The 18,839-nt window shown below is 45.6% G+C and carries 13 protein-coding genes; 7 read left to right on the top strand and 6 right to left on the bottom strand.

What is annotated here, in order from left to right; translation table 11 throughout:
- The first annotated feature begins 660 nt into the window (after positions 1 to 660).
- Complete coding sequence (locus QUA34_RS08440) at positions 661 to 1,710, top strand: Fe(3+) ABC transporter substrate-binding protein (protein WP_333385638.1); 1,050 nt, start codon at positions 661 to 663, stop codon at positions 1,708 to 1,710.
- Between the two features lie 65 nt (positions 1,711 to 1,775).
- On the opposite strand, the gene QUA34_RS08435 is transcribed toward QUA34_RS08440, so the two are convergent.
- Together QUA34_RS08435 and QUA34_RS08430 are read right to left on the bottom strand one after the other, a co-directional pair.
- Positions 1,776 to 2,297 (bottom strand): pentapeptide repeat-containing protein, encoded by a 522-nt coding sequence (locus QUA34_RS08435; RefSeq protein WP_333385637.1) that lies wholly within the window; start codon positions 2,295 to 2,297, stop codon positions 1,776 to 1,778.
- A 231-nt stretch (positions 2,298 to 2,528) separates the two neighbouring features.
- Entirely contained in the window at positions 2,529 to 4,235 is a 1,707-nt protein-coding gene (locus QUA34_RS08430; RefSeq protein ID WP_333385634.1) for an iron ABC transporter permease, read from the bottom strand.
- Between the two features lie 126 nt (positions 4,236 to 4,361).
- Between QUA34_RS08430 and QUA34_RS08425 the strand changes: the two genes are divergently transcribed.
- Entirely contained in the window at positions 4,362 to 5,450 is a 1,089-nt protein-coding gene (locus tag QUA34_RS08425) for an ABC transporter ATP-binding protein (RefSeq protein WP_333385631.1), read from the top strand.
- Positions 5,451 to 5,532: 82 nt separating this feature from the next.
- On the opposite strand, the gene QUA34_RS08420 is transcribed toward QUA34_RS08425, so the two are convergent.
- Together QUA34_RS08420 and QUA34_RS08415 are read right to left on the bottom strand one after the other, a co-directional pair.
- Positions 5,533 to 5,868 (bottom strand): element excision factor XisI family protein, encoded by a 336-nt coding sequence (locus QUA34_RS08420; RefSeq protein WP_333095924.1) that lies wholly within the window; start codon positions 5,866 to 5,868, stop codon positions 5,533 to 5,535.
- Positions 5,853 to 6,272: a XisH family protein gene (locus QUA34_RS08415; RefSeq protein ID WP_333385628.1), complete on the bottom strand. Its 420-nt coding sequence runs from the start codon at positions 6,270 to 6,272 to the stop codon at positions 5,853 to 5,855. Before QUA34_RS08415 ends, QUA34_RS08420 begins: the two co-directional genes overlap by 16 nt.
- 146 nt (positions 6,273 to 6,418) lie before the next feature.
- Between QUA34_RS08415 and QUA34_RS08410 the strand changes: the two genes are divergently transcribed.
- Positions 6,419 to 7,153, top strand: coding sequence for a DCL family protein (locus QUA34_RS08410; protein WP_333385624.1), 735 nt, complete (start codon positions 6,419 to 6,421; stop codon positions 7,151 to 7,153).
- The gene (locus QUA34_RS08405; protein ID WP_333385621.1) at positions 7,146 to 7,343 is read left to right on the top strand and encodes a hypothetical protein; all 198 of its coding nucleotides are present in this window, start codon (positions 7,146 to 7,148) and stop codon (positions 7,341 to 7,343) included. Before QUA34_RS08410 ends, QUA34_RS08405 begins: the two co-directional genes overlap by 8 nt.
- 284 nt (positions 7,344 to 7,627) lie before the next feature.
- Here QUA34_RS08405 and QUA34_RS08395 read toward each other — a convergent pair whose 3' ends face one another.
- Complete coding sequence (locus QUA34_RS08395; RefSeq protein WP_333385618.1) at positions 7,628 to 8,398, bottom strand: TerC family protein; 771 nt, start codon at positions 8,396 to 8,398, stop codon at positions 7,628 to 7,630.
- Between the two features lie 338 nt (positions 8,399 to 8,736).
- Between QUA34_RS08395 and psaM the strand changes: the two genes are divergently transcribed.
- Both psaM and QUA34_RS08385 read left to right on the top strand, forming a co-directional pair.
- Positions 8,737 to 8,832 carry a photosystem I reaction center subunit XII gene (psaM, locus tag QUA34_RS08390; RefSeq protein ID WP_015174804.1) on the top strand — a complete coding sequence of 32 codons (96 nt, stop codon included), beginning with the start codon at positions 8,737 to 8,739 and terminating at the stop codon, positions 8,830 to 8,832.
- Between the two features lie 285 nt (positions 8,833 to 9,117).
- Entirely contained in the window at positions 9,118 to 9,534 is a 417-nt protein-coding gene (locus tag QUA34_RS08385; protein WP_333081435.1) for a slr1601 family putative cell division protein, read from the top strand.
- Between the two features lie 223 nt (positions 9,535 to 9,757).
- On the opposite strand, the gene ctpA is transcribed toward QUA34_RS08385, so the two are convergent.
- On the bottom strand, positions 9,758 to 10,996 hold the full coding sequence (ctpA, locus tag QUA34_RS08380; protein WP_333385615.1) for a carboxyl-terminal processing protease CtpA: 1,239 nt from the start codon (positions 10,994 to 10,996) through the stop codon (positions 9,758 to 9,760).
- 603 nt (positions 10,997 to 11,599) lie between these two features.
- On the opposite strand from ctpA, the gene QUA34_RS08375 reads away from it, so the two are divergent.
- Complete coding sequence (locus QUA34_RS08375; RefSeq protein ID WP_333385612.1) at positions 11,600 to 18,829, top strand: S8 family serine peptidase; 7,230 nt, start codon at positions 11,600 to 11,602, stop codon at positions 18,827 to 18,829.
- The last annotated feature ends 10 nt before the right edge of the window (positions 18,830 to 18,839 follow it).

The raw sequence follows: 18,839 nt of genomic DNA, 5'->3' as shown, positions 1-18,839 counted from the left end.
AAAAGTTCCCCTAATCCGAAGTTTTCGATCGCTCATCTTTTAGTGCATTCAATCTACAGTAATGCGCCTCTTTATTCTGTCTTAGTCTAAACTCCAGTAATAAAACCTCTAAAAGTTGTTGTCGCTCACAATTAGTAAAAGCACTGTCTGCCCTTTGATGGCAGACAGTCAGAAACCTATAGGGGATACGGCTGGGGAGTTTTTGGAGATGTCTATTGCAAACAACTGTTGTGATACCTAATCAGCAAAAATCTGTGTCATAAATACACTCCTGGACGCATCAAAACCTTCATAAGCAAATTTTTTGACGTTGCATAATAGCGGCATGATTTTGATTTTTTTTGCGGATGGGCCCATGAGTCCGAAGGCGTGTATTTTCAGAGCAGGCGGGACACCCTACAATAATCATCCTCAAATTGTGCAAGGTCAATTTTTTACCTAATCTGCGGGCTACCACAAAGTCTTGTCGTAAAAAAGACCGCCGGTTGAGCGAAGTCGAGACTGGATTTCTGACCACGAGTGCGTCAGCCCTAAAATAGTTACGCTTTTGATCATCAAATAAGAATTACTTGCATTAATATAGTAAAGCAATGACTATAGATGGCTGTAGATACACCATCGTGTCAAATACCAGATGAAAAAATCTATCATTATAGAACAATGAGCATTTCTCGGCGTATTTTTCTTGCCAGTGGTACAGCAATGGCTGTCGTGGCCGTGGGGGAACTAACCAAAAAAGCCCCTGTCGCAGCCCAAACCGGCACTCTCAACCTTTATTCAGCACGTCACTACGACACTGATAATGAGTTGTACCAAAGCTTCACCAAAAAAACTGGGATCAAGGTTAACCTCGTTGAAGCGGATGCTGACCAACTAATTGAACGGATCAGAAGTGAAGGTGCAAATAGCCCTGCTGATGTTTTCATCACGGTGGATGGTGGACGTTTGTGGCGGGCCAAACAAGCAGGTATTCTGCAACCTGTTTCTTCAACAGTCCTGACATCGGCAATTCCAGCAAGTTTGCGAGATCCTCAAGGTTTCTGGTTTGGTCTATCGCGCCGGGCCCGGGTGATTGTTTATAACAAAAGCAAGGTGAACCCTGCCCAATTGTCAACCTATGAGGCGCTGACAGAACCTCGCTGGAAAGGCAAAGTTTTAGTGCGATCGTCCACTAATATCTATAATCAGTCTCTGGTTGGGGCTATGTTAGCCGCTCATGGAGCTCAAAAAACAGAAGCTTGGGCACGAGGATTGGTGGCTAATTTTGCGCGTCCTCCAGAGGGAAATGATACGGCGCAAATCAAGGCTGTTGCTGATGGGGTAGGCGATATTGCCATTGTTAATACCTATTATGTAGCTCGCTTAATGAAATCGAAAGATACAGCAGAAAAAGCGATCGCGGCGAAAGTAGGTGTATTTTTCCCCAACCAGCGCGATCGCGGTACCCACGTCAACATTAGTGGTGGGGGTGTAGTCAAAACCTCCCGTAACAAAGCAGGCGCGATCAAATTCTTGGAACACCTAGCCAGTCGCGAAGCGCAACAAATTTTTGCTAGGAGTAATAACGAATACCCTGTGATTTCAGGTGTGGCGATCGATCCTGTAGTGGCAAGTTTTGGTACATTCAAATCTGACCCTCTCAACCCTGATGTGTATGGGAAAAATAACCCCGAAGCTTTAAAGGTTGCCGATCGCGCAGGATGGAAATAGAGGCTTTTTGAACAAGAAGCTACTCTTTGTGATTCGGCGGTTTCAACCGCCGAATCCCATCAACTTTAATTTTTAATTTTACCATCCGGCATTATAGCGCCTGTCAGGTTTGCCCCTGTCAGGTTTGCCCCTGTCAAATCAGCACTATTTAAGTCAGTTTCACTTAAATCGGCATTACTAAGATTGGCATTATTCAGTTTGGCCCCTCGCAAAAAAGCCCCCTTGAGATTTGCATTACTCAAATCAGCATTTGTGAGATCGGCAGAAAATAAACCTGCTTTTTCCAGAGAAGCACCTTTTAAATTTGCACCTTTGAGATTGACGCTATCGAGTAAGGCTTCATTAAGTTTGACCTTTTCTAGCATTGCACCTTCCAACTTAGCACCATTGAGATTAGCGCTTGTTAAATCAATGTCACTTAACTTGGTATCAGCCAGGTCACATCCTGGACATTGCTTAGTTTTTTGTAATGTTTCGAGGGGACCAGCCACCTGTTTTTGGCATCCAAAGGTGACAAAAATAGTAAGCAGTAACAAGGAAATTGTGCCAGTAGTGCGGGTAAACATTGCTGAAATTTTATTAATCATCTTGATTTATGAAGGAAAAAGGAAGAGGGAAGAAGGGTTGATACATTCTCCTGAAACCCGCCAGGGAATAAATTCCCCCTCTTATAGCTAAACTCAGTTGAAACCGACTGAAATCCTAGCTGTATAGTCGTCTTCAGACGACTTTCGCTATGAGACAGGGGTTGAAACCCCTGTCGGCGTATAGCTTTAAAAGACGCAATCACCTCTGCAAGCAGGGAAGACATTTGGCGGTTATAGTGTTGAAGACTTGCGCGATCGCGCAATTTTCCAACTTAATAAAATAACGGGTAACATCCCCACTAAAACAATTGCCAATGCTGGGCCAGAAGCTTCAGCCAATCGTTCATCTGAGGCAAGTTGATAAGTTCGCACCGCCAAAGTATCAAAGTTAAAAGGTCTAATAATTATAGTAGCAGGTAACTCTTTCATTACATCAACGAATACTAACATCATGGCAGTTAGTAGACCTCCCGTCATCATTGGTGTATGAACTGTAACTAAAGTTTGCATCGGGCTATAACCCAAACTTCTCGCCGCATCATCTAAATTAGGCTTGATTTTGCCCAAACTTGACTCCACCGCATTTAAAGAAACAGCAAGGAAGCGAACTATATAAGCAAATACCAAAGCTGCGATCGTACCGCTTAACAGCAAGCCTGTAGAAATTTCCCAGTTTTGACGCATCCAACTATCAAATAGATTGTCAAATTTTCCAATGGGAACCATAATCCCCACTGCAATCACAGAACCAGGTACAGCATAGCCCATTGCCGCAACTCTCGTTCCTAACTGCACTCCTAAATTAGGATATAACCGTAAGCCATAAGCCATAATCAAAGCAATAATTACGGCTAAAATAGCTGTCAGGGTTGCCAAAATTAAACTATGACGGGCAAAGATCCAAAAGCGTTCATCTAAAGTGAGTTGCCAATTAGCTAAGGTCAACTTGACTAAAAGACCGGCTGGCAATAAAAAACCAAAAAACAGGGGCATCAAACAAGCAATTACTGCTAAATTTTCCCGAATTCCTTTAAGTTGATAAGTTTGTAGTTGGCGATAGCGACTGCTAGCTTGATAATATTTAGTCCGACTGCGAGACCAGCGTTCTAGTAAAATTAGACCCAGAACAAATAATAATAACAGGGCAGCTAATTGATTGGCTGCAATTCGTTCTCCCATGCCAAACCAAGTCCGATAAATACCTGTGGTGAATGTATCAACTCCAAAATACTGAACAGTTCCATAATCGTTGAGAGTTTCCATCAAAGCCAGTGCTAAACCTGCTACAATTGCGGGTCTTGCCATTGGTAAGGCAACGGTAATAAAACTCCGCCAAGGACTACAGCCAAGTATTCTACTAGCTTCTAGGGTACAAGTGGATTGCTCCAAAAATGCAACTCGTGTTAATAGGTAGACGTAGGGATACAAAACTAAGATTAGCATTAAGATTGCTCCAGGGAGCGATCGCACATTAGGAAACCAATAGTCTCCATAACTCCAGCCAAAAATATAACGCACAGCAGTTTGAACTGGGCCGGAAAATTCTAAAAAGTCTGTATAAATATAAGCTAGGACATAAGCTGGGGCCGCTAAGGGTAACAGTAATGCCCATTCAAATACGCGACTGGCCCGAAAGCGACACATTGTTACTAGCCACGCACATCCTACGCCAATCACGACAACACCAAAGCCTACACCGATCATTAACAATAAAGAGTTGATGATATAACGGGTTAAAACTGTATCGGTTAAATGTTGCCATGTATCTTTAGCTTCGACAAAGATACTGGATAAGACACTGAAAACTGGTATGGCGATCGGCAATGCTAAAGCAATAACCGCAAGCGTCCACCCACTAGCGGATAAGCCGCGTAAGGTCGATCGCCATTGGATTGTCCTAATTGCTGTTTTTTGTAGTGATTTTTGGGAATTTTTCATTGCTAGTAAAAAGTCTAGCTTGCTACTTTACCAGTATGTGTAAACATTTGTCAAGCCTTTATGATAATTAATCTCACTAAACTGGTATATTGTAGAATAGTAAGTTGTTGATTATTTATAGCAATAATGGCTCGATCGATAATTCTGCATTTGGATGGTGTAACAAAACAGTATTCCCAAGCAGCATCACCTGCGGTGGCATCTGTCACCCTGACCTTACATCAAGGAGATATACTGGGGTTGTTGGGGCCATCGGGTTGTGGGAAAACAACGTTGCTGCGGTTAATTGCTGGTTTTGAACAGCTACAAGCAGGGACGATCGCTCTAGCAGGAAAAACTGTAGCCAGTGTTAATATGTCAGTCGCGCCTGAACAGCGAGACATTGGTATGGTGTTTCAAGACTATGCACTATTCCCCCATTTGACAGTCGCGAAAAATGTAGCTTTTGGCTTGACGCATCAAGGAAAAGAGTCAAAGCATAATATTCAGAAAGGTGTCACGGAAGCATTAGCGCTGGTGGGATTAGAAGGATTGGAAAATCGTTATCCCCATGAATTATCCGGGGGTCAGCAACAGCGAGTGGCCCTGGCCCGTGCTTTAGCCCCTCGACCTGCGATTATTTTACTAGATGAACCGTTGAGTAATTTAGATGTACAAGTACGGTTAAGATTGCGTCAGGAAGTCCGCGAGATTCTGAAAGCAACGGGAACCTCTGGTGTATTTGTCACGCACGATCGCGAAGAAGCACTTTCGATTTCAGATTGGGTAGCGGTGATGCGTCAAGGCAAATTAGAACAGTTTGGCACTCCAGAGGAAGTTTATCAAGAACCAGCATCTCGATTTGTGGCTGAGTTTGTGACGCAAGCAAATTTTGTTTCTGCATCGCTAAAGCAGGATTTTTGGGAAACAGAAGTAGGTTGTTTTGCTGTTAAAGGAGATTCATTGGTAAAAGTTCCTTGTGATGTTTCTACTGAAGGCGAATTGATGATTCGGCAGGAAGACTTAAGTTTATACTTAGATGAAGATTCGGCTGTTGTGGTTTGCGATCGCCAATTTTTAGGCAGAGAAAATCGTTATTGTTTAAAGACTCCTTCAGGCGAAAAGTTATATGCACTTACAACCACAGGAAATGTTTTTCCCATTGGTTCTAAAGTTCGGTTATCTTGTGGTGATAATTCTCCCTTAGCTTTCTTTGTCGGTAAGCCTAAGCCATAGCTAATGACTAATTGCTAATTGCTAATTGGGAAAAAATCCTCCCACTCTTCTCGTCTCTCAGTCTCCCCCTCTTCCTTCTTCCTTATACTGTCTGATAGGTTTTCTGTCTATCGCTGTTGTCAGGGAAGGGGCTAGTCACGATATCCTCTGCTTTTATACCCGCTGCAATCAGCGCTTGGCTGAGACCTTCCTCGAAGTTATCTTCTTCAATTACAACTTGATTATCGACTAAACGAGCATGAAACAGAATCGTGTCAATCCAGCGCTGTTTATCCCAGCCTGTAGCCAGAATCAGAAAGTGACCAGAATCGACATCACAGACGGGGTAAAGCTGGATCGCTTGTAAACGGGGTTGGGCGCGAGTTGCTTCTTGCAGGGTTTTTTTGAGGATGTCTGCATAGCTTAGTGAGTTATCCATTGGAGAATCACCTCTTGACTTGGTTCGTAAACTAATAAGTTGATTTTATTTCGCTGGACGGCTAACTGAAAAATCGGTTTTTGAAAGTGTTTAATGTAGATGGCTTGGCTCACAGCTAAAAACAACTGACGCTCCGGTTCTTGGCCTTCCAATGCCCATTGGTAAAGCTGAAGCTGTCCCATCGTTTTTTCCAGTTCGCTGATGACTGAGGCTGAATCGAAGTCTTTGATTTCAACAGCGATTTTATGCCCTTCTTTTTCGGCCGTAAAAAACTTTTCGGCTCCTAAGTCGGCTTTCAAAAGTGTCTGCTCTAACACTAAGACTAAAGGATCGTCCGTAATTGTCCACCCGTCTTTTTCGAGGGTACGACGTAGGGAGAAGTGTAAATTATCGCGTCTAGACATTCGACATTCGAGAATTGAGGTTAGGAAAGATAAGCAGGGACTTTGTGAACTCCTATCTCTTGCAGATATCGCTTATTATGCTCTATGGTACCACATCTACGATACAATTTAAGTTATACCTCATATAAAACTGGTAGGGAGTTTAAATGGCAAGGCAAGCAATTGTTCTCAATGGAATAGAGTTCAAATTCCAGAAAGATGCTATTGAGCACTTCAAAAATATGTTGGAGCGCTATCGAAATGGTCAAACCATAGCAGGTGATGATCACGAGATGTTACTAGCTCTTCTGGAGCGCCATCCTGAAGCAGATAAAAAGATTGGATGTGGTGTAAAACGTTTGTACAAATATAGAACAGATATGCCGACAAGTTGCTTTTGGATAGAAAGAACAGATGGCTCTCGAACGGATTTTTCTTATCGCACAGCGATTTCTGCTAAAGTAAAGTCTATTGAGCAAGATTTTTTAGAAGCCTGCCGTGCCGCTGTTCAAGATGATCTGCGGTTAACTAAAAAAAGATTCTTTGAAAAGTGTGCTGATCGGGAGGGAAGAGTTGAATGCGATCTTACTGGTGATAAGGTAGCTATCTATGAGAGCCATCTTGACCATAAAAAACCCTTGACCTTTCAGGTTCTTGTGAACACTTTTATTGGCGCTAATGATATTGAAATAAAACCTGAAATGTTGTCTAGCACCCAGGATGCCCAGTTTCAAATAACTATTATTGATCGACAGTTAAAGGATAAGTTTCGCCGATATCATCATAAAATGGCGCAGCTTAGGGTTATTAAAGCGGAACAAAATCTTAGTCTTGGCGGATCTGAGAGAATTCGGAAGAGCCGTAATCCTGTATTGATTCCTATGGAACTTGTAGGTGACTGACGTATCACATCCCTCTTGGAGTGGATTGACTCAGATTTCTGGTGCATTGCGAATTTTTCTGGCAGCCACTCAGCAGGAAGGCTACATTTTTTCCCGACAGGTGAAATGCGATCGCCTGCAACTCCTTCCAATCACTCGCCCTCTTTCCCTCTCCTCAAGAAATACAGCCACCAGCAAGGCTCAAATCTGATCCGGATCGATCGCCAATATGCCGCCAACCCCCTCAGCAACCAATTCGCCTCCCTATCCCACCAGTCTAACCATTGCTGAGTCTGATTTTGATAACTGCCGAACCATAGGCTTAATTGTACTCCCATGAGTTCGATCGGCTAGTGAAGGAAACAATATTACAAAATAAAAGCCTTTCATCCCCGGACTAAAGTCACCGGGATGAAAGGCTTTTGCACGTTTTGACCAGCCTTCAATCTTGTTGGTTTGACAGATTTAAGCTAATTTTATTCAAATGAAAGTATGTTAATTTTCGGACTTCTGTCCTTGCGCTTCTCGCACAGAAACTTCTGAATCCGGCTGATTCAGAGCCATTTCTAGAGATTTTGCAATCTCGACTGACTCAGGAGTACGCTTAGAAAATCCCCAGACAAACATCAAGACGATACTGGAAACTAGCAGCCATTGCGGAGGAACTAAATCGGGATTAATTACTTTCACCAACAACCGCATTCCCACGAACCCAACTGTGATGTAACCAGCACTTTCTAGGTGAACGAACTCATCCAGCCAGCGGATGAACAATCCGGCCATGAATCGCAGGGCAATAATTCCAATAGTAGCGCCTGTTACGACGATAAAAGTGTTGTCAGACACAGCGATCGCAGTAGTAACGCTATCCAATGAAAACGCTAAATCCGTAAAAGCAATCATGGGAATTGCTTGCCACACAGAGGCAAATCTGGGCCCGTGATGTTCTCCTTCGGAGTCTGTATCTGAAGTAAAATGTTGGAAAACAAGCCAAAGCAGGTAGAGAGCACCAAGCAGTTCAAACTGCCAGTATTGGATCACCCAAGTAGCAGTTAAAATGAGGGCGATCCGCAGTACAAAAGCAATTATCAAACCCAAGTTGAGAGCTCTTTGCTGATCCTTGGCATCTTCCAAACCTTTAGAAATAGAGGCCAGGGCGATCGCGTTGTCAGCCGAAAGTACAGCCTCCAAAGCCACCAAAACCAACAATAATAAAAAGCCGTCAACTCCAAAATTGGGTGAAGCGTCGAGAAATTGATCTATCATTAACTATTTTGTGCACCTAAGATTGGCAAGGGTCGAGCGCAGCGCAAATTACCCGCTCTGTCTAACATTAGTGTCACCTTCACTTAAATCTTAACCTAACGCGGTAATTCTGTGGGAGGCGATCGTCCGAACAACGTCCCAAGGAAGCAGTCCCAGGAAACAAGGAAAAATTCTCCCCCTCCGACACTCAAAAACACCGCCACTGCGCCATTGCGCTACTAGGCAACTCCTCCCCGGAGGCAGCATTTGTGTTGCAAGTTGTAACAAATGATTCCCAAAAGCGCCAATTTGTCTCAAATTGGTGAAAGCTCGTGCCCGCGAAAAGGAGTTTTGCGAATATGTCTTTAACAGATACCCAAGTCTACGTAGCGCTCGTAATTGCTTTGATTCCCGGAATCTTGGCTTTCCGGTTGTCAACTGAACTTTACAAATAGTTTCCAGACACCAGTTGCGAACCGCAAAACGCCTGCCTGAGCAGTTAGATCTCTCGCATTACAGATACAGACAATTGCTGCCCCAGTGCAGTAGATTGTTTGTGTTCCGCAAGACGAGACTGCAAGGGCAGGCATTTTTATGGGAAAATTCCGTCTTAAGGCGTCACCTTTGTCTCAACAATTTTGGCTGTCAGCACCCTGACAAACAGCGGCGAGTGTGCGTTAAGCTCAGAATTTGCTCTTGTGAACTCTAAAACGTCAGTCTCAGGTATTTGAAAAAAAATTATGCAAGCGATTCAACCCACCGTTACCCCACTGCGTCCTGTAAAAAACTCCCCTCGGGTTACTCCTCGTCGCAGCAGCAGCCGCCAGCGTTCCTACCCTCACCAAACCCTCGCGGCCGAAACAGGCGTCAAGTTGGCAGTCAACATGGTACTTTCAGTCTGTGCCACTTCTGCTTTGCTTCAGCTTTGGCCTCACTACCGGGCGGTGCAAGAAAAATTGCACGAAATCCAAGCAGAAGTCAATCTTACCCAAGGGCGAGTAAATCAGTCGCGATCGGACTTTAACCGCTACTTTGACCCTAGTCTTGCTAAAACTGTGATGCAAGAGCAAAGCAACCAAGCTGACCCGCAGCAGCGTCAGGTCATTTTGCAAGAAGCCGATGTACCCGAAGCCGAGGAATCAACCCCGCAACCTTAAGGGAACGGCTGTTTTGGGTTTTGATATCACGTCCGATGTGCATCATTCTTTTATGTCATTGCTTCGCACAGCGAACAATGACAGATGGATCTGTCGGACGTGATATCACTTTTGACTTAAAGAGTTTTTAGGATGATTCTTGTCTGTCCTGGGGAACGAAACGCAGAGACAGACAGACCTGCGTATTGTTACCTGTTGCAATCTCAAAACTTCAAACTCCGGCTTATACTGACTTTGCCAGCACGGTTTTTTCTTTCAGTAGTTGCAGTGCAGCTTGATATTGCAAGTCTGCTGCGGTGCCGATTTCATCGCGCGCGATGGGTTCCAAAGGCACTACGCGATCGGGCGAAATCCCCAGCTTGTTAATATCTTTATGGTTAGGTGTCTCGTACTTAGCAACAGTCACGGCCAACCCAGAACCGTCAGACAAATCAAACAGCGACTGAATCAGTCCTTTGCCAAAAGTCTTTTCTCCTACCAGTTGAGCTCTGCCGTTATCTTGCAGCGCACCCGCCAAAATTTCGCTAGCACTGGCAGTTCCCTTGTTCACCAAAACAATCAGTGGATCGTTAGTTAGGGCTTGTCCAGAGGCTTCAAAACTGCCGAGAATGCCCTGTCTGTTCACCGTGTAGACGATCGTCCCAGAATCGAGCCACAAGCGGGCAATTTCAATCCCTGCTTGCAACAGTCCGCCCGGGTTGTTTCGTAGGTCGAGAATGTAGGCCGCGGCTCCTTGTTTTTCCAAGCGGTCGATCGCGTGAGCGACTTCCTCAGTGGCGTTAGCGCTGAATTGACTCAAGCGAATGTAGCCCAGCGGCAAATTCTCCGAGGCCGATTGCAATTCGGCGTAAACCGGATTCAGAGCAATGCGATCGCGCACTAGCTCAATGTCCTCAGCAACGTCCCTTCCCTCGCGCCCCAAGGTCAAGGTAACGGCAGTGCCGATGCGGCCGCGCATTCGAGTTGCAGCCTCGTCTAGGCTCAATTCTGAGGTAGGAGTGCCGTCTATTTTCAGAATGCGATCGAGGGGTTGGATGCCAGCTTTATCCGCCGGTGAGCCGGCCAAAGGAGCCACCACTGTCAGGGTATTTGTCTGGGGGTCGATCGCAATTTGCAGCCCCACTCCCGTCAATTCTCCCGAAGTGTTGACCTGCAAACTGCGGTACTGTTCGGGTTTCAGTAGTCGAGTGAAGGGGTCGTCGAGTTTCGCCAGCATCCCCTGAATAGCCGTGTAAGTCTGCTGTCTGTCGTTAAGCGGTTCCTTGACAGCTTTTTGGCGAATCGACCACCAGTTTTGAGAGTTGAAGCTGTCGTCCACATAAGAGCGATTGACAATTCGCCAAGCTTCGCTCAATAGCTGCTGTTCAGGAGTCAGCGCCGCGGCAGGCTGCGCCCACCCACCTAGAACCAGGACGACTTGGAGGACAAGTAAAATCGCAATCTCGAAAACTCGTCTGTGCATGATTGTTCCGTAAAATACCAGTAAGTATTACATTTTATGTATTTTACGTTTGTACGTTGGGAACGCTGTTGCAGATTTAACTCGCCTTGTGAACGATCGCGAGCCTCCCGCTGCCACTTGTAAATAAATATAAGCGATCGGTCGTCGATGATATTACGCGATCGTCTCAGGAATAGGGCGCGATTCGCTTGCGCCCTGGGCTGGCGCCACCTGCGAGGGATTGCTTGTAAACCTGGTTCGACTCTCCGCAGAGATACTAAAGCACCACCTGAGTATCTCGATTAGGACTTAGGCATCGGAGTCGAGAAACCGGGTTTGATGTACGAAAAGACCCGTTCTCACCCGCCGATTCGGTAAAAAACCCGGTTTCTCTGTCTCGGAGTGCGTCCAGGACTATCTGTCTGGATGCAACAAGATTTACTGGCATCCGTACATCATCGATACGTTAAAAATTAATGATTATATAGTTGGTTAAGTTATCAAAAGTTATATAAATTTTTGATAACGAAAATGGGACAAACAAATATTTTTTGGATAGCTGCTAAAAAAAAACATAAGTCATAGGGTATCCTAATATCCTATTTTAATTTTAGCAGGTGCGTCATGTTAAACTCACTAACTCCACTTTCCACAAAAGCGATCGCATTTATCGATGCTGCCGTCCCCGACCCTCAAATCTTAATCGACGGCGTTATCCCTGAAACCGAGGTAATTCAATTAGAGTCAAACCGCAACAGCCTGGAACAAATTTCCGAAGCTTTGCAGGGAAGGAAATTTTCAGTAATTCACATTATTGCCCACGGGCAACCCGGTTGCGTGCAACTGGGGAACGTTGAATTGAGTTGGGAAAAGTTGAGTGATCGCGCCGGTAATTTCGTGCAAGCAGTCCAAGCATGGGCGCGATCGCTGACACCAAATGCCGAAATTCTCCTCTACGGCTGCAATGTTGGCCAAGGAAATATAGGCAAAGCATTTGTAAACAGCCTGAGTCAACTAACAGGGGCAAGTGTTGCTGCTTCTGAGAATCTGACCGGTTGTGCAGAAGCTGGCGGCGACTGGGAATTAACAGTGACAGCGGGGACAATCAAAGCTGGCATTGCATTTGGGCCAGAAGCGATCGCAGCTTACGGCCACGTTCTCAATACGTTTAAACAAACACCTACTGGCTTGACAACAGGAAATCTCCCTACAGCTATTGTTAGCCAGGACTTTAACGGAGATGGCCGTCTCGATTTAGCCGTAGCTAACAGAAGTTCTGACAGTGTGTCGATCTTGTTGGGAACAGGTCAAGGTAATTTTGGAACTGCTACTAACTTGACCTTGGGGAGTGGAGGATCTCCCAGCGGTATTGTTGCCGGCAATTTTAATGGGGATTCGCTTCCCGATTTAGCTGTATCGGTAGCAATTGGCGGCGATATAGGAGGAGGAGTTTATGTCTTTTTAGGGACAGGCCAAGGCAACTTTAGCAATCCTAACAACTTTGGCCCGGGCATCACTAAAGAGGCGATCGCTGCGGGAGATTTTAATCAAGACACCTTCGCTGACTTAGTTGTGGCAGAAGAGAACCAAGTTTCTATTGCTTTAGGCAATAATCAAGGAACTTTTGGTGAGTTTAACAATGTGGGGACTGCAATCAGCCCCTTAGCGATCGCGATCGGAGATTTTAACGGCGACAACAATCTCGATGTTGTTGCCACTAACAGGAATCCGGCTAACAGCGTTTCTATTTTTTTCGGTACGGGCCAAGGCACTTTTGGCAATCCCACCAACTTGAATGTCGGCACAAGTCCCAGCGCGATCGCAGTTGGAGATTTTAATGCTGATGGCAGATCCGATCTGGCTGTAGCCAATGCAGGCAATCAGAACGTATCAATTTTATCAGGGACAGGCCAAGGCACTTTTAGCAATCCTGCTAACTTTAATGTTGGGTTAAGTCCTGAGGATATTGCCGTTGGTGATTTCAATGCTGACGGTCAACCCGATTTAGCTGTAGCGAACGTCAGTTCTAATGATGTTTCAATTTTAACTGGCACCGGTCAAGGAACGTTTAACGGGCCGTTTAATTATAATACTGGGGGAACCAGTCCTAGCGCGATCGTGGTTGGAGATTTTAACTCTGATACCAGACCAGATATTGCTGTCGCAAATACCAACAGTAACAGAGTTTCCATTCTGTTGAATGTGCTATTGAAAGCAAGTTTTGCTAATTCTGCGTACAGCAGCCTTGAAGGAGACGCAGATGCGACTGTTAATATTCCTGTGAATGTCGAAGACGGTTTACGATTTACAGACTTGATTGTACCGATCGCAACTGTTTTAGATGTTCCTGCTGGTACCGTAAAAGCTTTTCAAGGTTCTGACTATACTCTTTCTACTAATACCCTTACTTTCCCCGCAGGTAGCGGCAGTTCCACTCAAAATCTAGCTGTCACTATCAAACCCGACAACCTTGCAGAATGGGATGAAGCAGTTGTCTTGAGTTTTGGTACGAGTCCGGGAGGGGGAGGGTTTGCAGGTACAATCTCTGAAACTACCTTAACAATTCCTGCTAACGATCCGATTATTTACACAGTTGCTGCTAGCGCAGGTACTATTTCTGAAGGAAATTCGGGAACTACACCTTTGATATTTACTGTCAGTCGCACTGGCGGTACTGATTCAGGAGGTACTGTCAATTATGCAATTGGTGGCACTGCAACCAACGGCAGCGATTACAATAATATCGGCACTTCTGGCGCAACAAGTACGACTGGCCTGATTAATTTTGCCTCTGGCGAAACATCGAAAACTGTCACCCTAGATGTGTTGGGTGATGGTAGCGTTGAACCAGACGAAACTATTACCGTCACTCTATCAAATCCCGTCACCTTGCCTGATGGCGGTCTTCCCGGCGGCAGTTCGACACTTGGTACTGCTACTGCTACAACTACGATTATTAATGACGACACTGCTGGAATTGCAGTCAATCCCGTTAGCGGATTAATTACAACAGAAGCAGGAGGAACAGCAACATTTACTGTCCAACTCAACTCTCAACCAACTGCTAACGTGACTGTTGGCTTAAGCAGTTCCAATATTGCCGAGGGAACAGTTTCTACACCCTCGCTGACATTCACTCCCGCCAATTGGAGTGCGCCGCAAACTGTAACTATTACTGGCGTTGACGACAATATTGCTGACGGCAATCAAACTTACAATATTGTCACCGCTGCGGCTGTTAGTACAGACAGCAATTACAGCAATTTCAGTGCTGCCGATGTCAGCGTTACGAATAGCGACAACGAAACTCCCGGCATTACCGTTAATCCCACAGCAGGATTAACTACAACAGAAGCGGGAGGCACGGCTAACTTCAGTGTTGTCCTCAATACTCAACCTACGGCACCTGTTACGGTAGCTTTAAGCAGTTCCAATCCTGCTGAGGGAACAGTTTCTACTAATACTTTAAGTTTCACTCCTAATAACTGGAATCAGGCGCAGACGGTAACGGTGACAGGTGTTGGCGACAATATCGCTGACGGCGATATTGCTTACACTATTGTTACTGAGGCTGCTGTTAGTACAGACAGCAATTACAACAATTTCAATCCCTCGGATGTCAGCGTTACTAACAGCGACAGCGATACAGTCGGCGTTACCGTTAATCCCGCCAGTACCACAGCAGTAGAAGGCGGTGCAACGGGAAGTTATACACTTCAGCTAAATTCGCAGCCAACAGCGCAGGTAACAGTCAGCTTTGACGGGGGAAATCAAATAAGTGCGATCGCCCCCATTAGCTTCGACAGCACTAATTGGAATATTGCCCAAACTGTAACTGTGAGTACGACGGATGACACAGTTGTAGAAGGTACTCACACTGGCACAATCAATCACGCGGTAACAAGTACCGACGCGAAATATAGCGGAATTGCGATCGTCCCTGTCACTGTCGCCATTACTGATAACGATATAACGCCGACGCCAACACCAACTCCGCCAACTCCGCCAACGCCAACTCCACCGACACCAACTCCGCCAACTCCACCAACTCCGCCAACTCCACCAACACCAACTCCGCCAACTCCGCCAACTCCACCAACACCAACTCCGCCAACTCCACCAACTCCGCCAACTCCGCCAACTCCACCGACACCGCCAACTCCACCGACACCAACTCCGCCAACTCCACCGACACCAACTCCGCCAACTCCACCAACTCCGCCAACTCCACCGACGCCAACACCAACACCAACTCCAACACCGTCGGTGCTACCGGTAATCATGCCTCCGACGATACCTGCTGGCATTACTGTCGATCCGACATCAGGATTAGTCACCACAGAAGCGGGAGGTAAAGCAACATTTACAGTCAAACTAAATACTCCGCCAACTGCTGATGTCAGAATTGATTTAGAAAGTTCCAATCCAGTAGAAGGCATAATTTCTCCACCATCGCTGAACTTCAACTTTGCTAATTGGAATCAAACGCAAACGGTGACGGTAACTGGTGTTGATGACAAGGTTGTTGACGGTGATAAAACTTACAGGATTGTTACCAAACCTGCTGTCAGCAACGATCGCAATTATTCCGGTTTAAATGCAGCAGATGCGATCGCGGTCTCTATTGATAACGATCGATCGAATGATAACGGCGGTCAATTGCCACCAATCGATCCTGTCACTGGTTCACAATACAAACCAGGCGAACTTTTAGTGAAACTGAGACCCGGTGCAAGCAATGATTTTCTAGGCAATTTTCAAGCTAATGGAGAGATAGCGCTAGAAAACCTAGTACCATCAAACTCCCAATTTGACTTCACACCCAGTCCATTAGATCGGTGGCGAATTGTCAAATTTTCTTCAGAATTAGATTTGCTGCAAATTCAAGAAAACTTAGCTCGAGATCCCAACGTAGAGGCAGTAGAACTGAATTACCAAGGTTCCTATGATTTCATACCAAACGATACCAGATTTAGCGAACTGTGGGGTTTAAATAATACTGGATTAGAGGGAGGCACATCAGATGCTGATATCGATGCCTCGGAAGCTTGGGATAGTCAAACAGGTGACAGAAGGATAATTGTTGCAGTTACGGACAGCGGCGTAGACTACAACCATGAAGATTTAATAGCCAATATTTGGACTAACTCGGGAGAAATTCCTGGCGATGGTATTGACAACGACGGTAACGGCTACACAGACGATGTTCGCGGCTATGACCTTTATAACAACGACAACGATCCAAGTGACGATCTCGGTCACGGAACCCACATTGCTGGAACCATTGGTGCAATTGGTAATAACCGCATTGGCGTTACTGGAATTAACCATAATGTTAGTTTGATACCTTTGAAGATTGGCAGTCGCATAAGACCAGATTTAGTCTCTATCACCAGAGGGATTAATTACGCTACCACTAAGGGTGCAGATGTCATTAATGCTAGTTGGAATGTTCCTGACTCTAGAGCTTTATTTGACGCTATCAGTGAAGCTAACAGTGCAGGAGTTCTCTTTGTTGCAGCAGCAGGTAATAACAGCTCTAATAATGACATCAGACCTTCTTACCCAGCTAACTATGACCTTCCCAATGTTATTTCAGTTGCAGCAACAGATCGCAATGACCAACTAGCATTTTTCTCCAATTTTGGAGCCAGTACCGTAGACTTAGGTGCGCCTGGAAGAAACATTTTGAGCACAGTTCCCGGTAATAACTACGGTTTCTATGACGGAACTTCAATGGCAGCACCCCACGTAGCAGGTGCGGCGGCGTTGCTGTTAGCCCAAGATCCAACCTTGACTGTCGCCCAACTAAGAAACTCTATTCTCTCAACAGTTGACCCGTTGCCTTCTCTCGCAGGAAGAACTGTTAGCGGAGGACGTTTAAATCTTCGCAATGTTCTCAATCCTGTCAACCGTCCGCCAGTCTTAAATATTCCGTTCCGGGAACAAGGTTTGAGTTTGCAACCGGGTTCGAGTCCTCAATTGCAGTTTACTTTTCAAAACGACACTTTCATCGATCCCGATCCGGGCAATACCTTAACTTATACAGCAGATTGGTATGAAAATGTCACCAACTTTGAGTGGCGAAATGTCAGCGGAGGACGATCGCCAATTCCGACAAGTTGGAGTCGCATTAGCCCCTTACCAACTGGCATGAGTTTCGATCCGGCTAGCCGTACTTTCAGGGTTGATGATAGCTTGCAGCGCAATCGCAACTACTGGATTCGAGTAACAGCAAGGGATGCTGCTGGTGCATCGGATATAGCATTTTTCGATCTTTATAATCGAGGTCGAGGTTCTGTTATTGACGGCTACATCGCTGGGGCTACAGTTTTCTTAGACGCTAACAAAAATGGCGAACTTGATGCTAGCGAACCTTCTGCAACAACTGGCCCAAAAGGTGAATACGAACTCGATATTTCCTTGGAAATTTTTGACAAAAATCGCAACGGCGAACTCGATCCGGAAGAAGGCAATATTGTGGCTTTTGGTGGCATTGATACTGCTACGGGTTTGCCTTTGGAAACGCCTGTCACTGCCCCGCCTTACGCTACTGTTGTCACCTTGTTAACCAGTTTAGTAGCAGATTTAATTGACAAGGGAATTGAGAGCGCTCGCGCCGAATCTCTCGTCAAATCTGCTCTTTCAATTCCCGCTAATGTTGACATCACTGACTTAGATCCGATCGCTGCTACCGAAAACGCGATCGCGGGTGGAGTAGAAACTTTGACTGCAATGGTCAAGGTACAAAACGTCATTACCCAAACTGCTGCTTTAATAGACGGTGGGTCAATTCTGGACAATACCAACAGCGTAAAAGCAGTTGTAAGTGCGATCGTTCAACAAATTCAATCGGGGACTACTCTCAATCTCAGTGATCCAAACCAGTTAGCAACAATTGTCGATCGCGCCGTCACAGCAGCGCAACAATTTGACTCGGATTTAAACACTCAGCAATTGTTGCAAATTGCCCCGGATGCAGCTAAGGTAATGGCCGAAGCAAATCAGCGCATTGACCAAGTTGTATCCAACACTGCAACGGCTTCAATTAACCGAGAAGTTGCCCGCGTCCAAAAAGTAGCCCTAGGCGCAACCTCTGAAGACTTAAAAGCAGTCGGTACAGGTACGAAATCGATCGCCCAAGTTATTGCCGAAAATACGGGTACTGCCTTAGATACCAAAATTCAACAAACGACATTGCCCGATACACCTGCGGTTGCGGTGATTGAAGGAGAAATAGATGCGATCGCAGCTAACTCAAATCTCACCGGAACTGACGGCGACGACAGCCTCTCCGGCGACAGCGGCAGCGATACAATGGCCGGCAAACGCGGCAATGATACTCTCAGCGGTTTAGGTGGCAACGACTGGATACACGGCAATCAAGGCAATGATTCCCTCGACGGTAGCGACGGCGATGACACTGTTTACGGCGGCAAACAAATCGATAATTTGTTGGGCAATAATGGGGAAGATATCCTATTTGGAAATCGCGGTCAAGATAGCTTGAGTGGAGGTGAAGGCAATGACAGTCTTTACGGCGGTCAAGCTAGCGATATTCTGCTGGGCGGTAACGGATCTGATTTTCTCAGCGGTGAAAACGGCGATGATAGTTTGATAGGAGGAAATGGGAGCGATCGCTTCTTAATTTCAGCCAATTCGGGCAGCGATATCATTTTCGATTTTGAAGCCGGCATCGACTTCCTCGCACTTGCCGACAATTTAACCTTCTCGCAACTTTCTATTATCCCTAGCAACAATTCAACTTTAATCAGATTGACAGCAACTGGTGAAATTTTAGCTGCTATCAATAGCGTGACAGCTAACCAAATTACCATCGTCAATTTCAGTTAAAATATTAGGG

It is taken from the genome of Microcoleus sp. POL10_C6 (genome assembly GCF_036701585.1).
Classification (GTDB): Bacteria; Cyanobacteriota; Cyanobacteriia; order Cyanobacteriales; family Microcoleaceae; genus Microcoleus.
The sequence above is the reverse complement of the archived record's forward strand: the minus strand, read 5'-3'. Positions and strand labels throughout refer to the sequence as shown.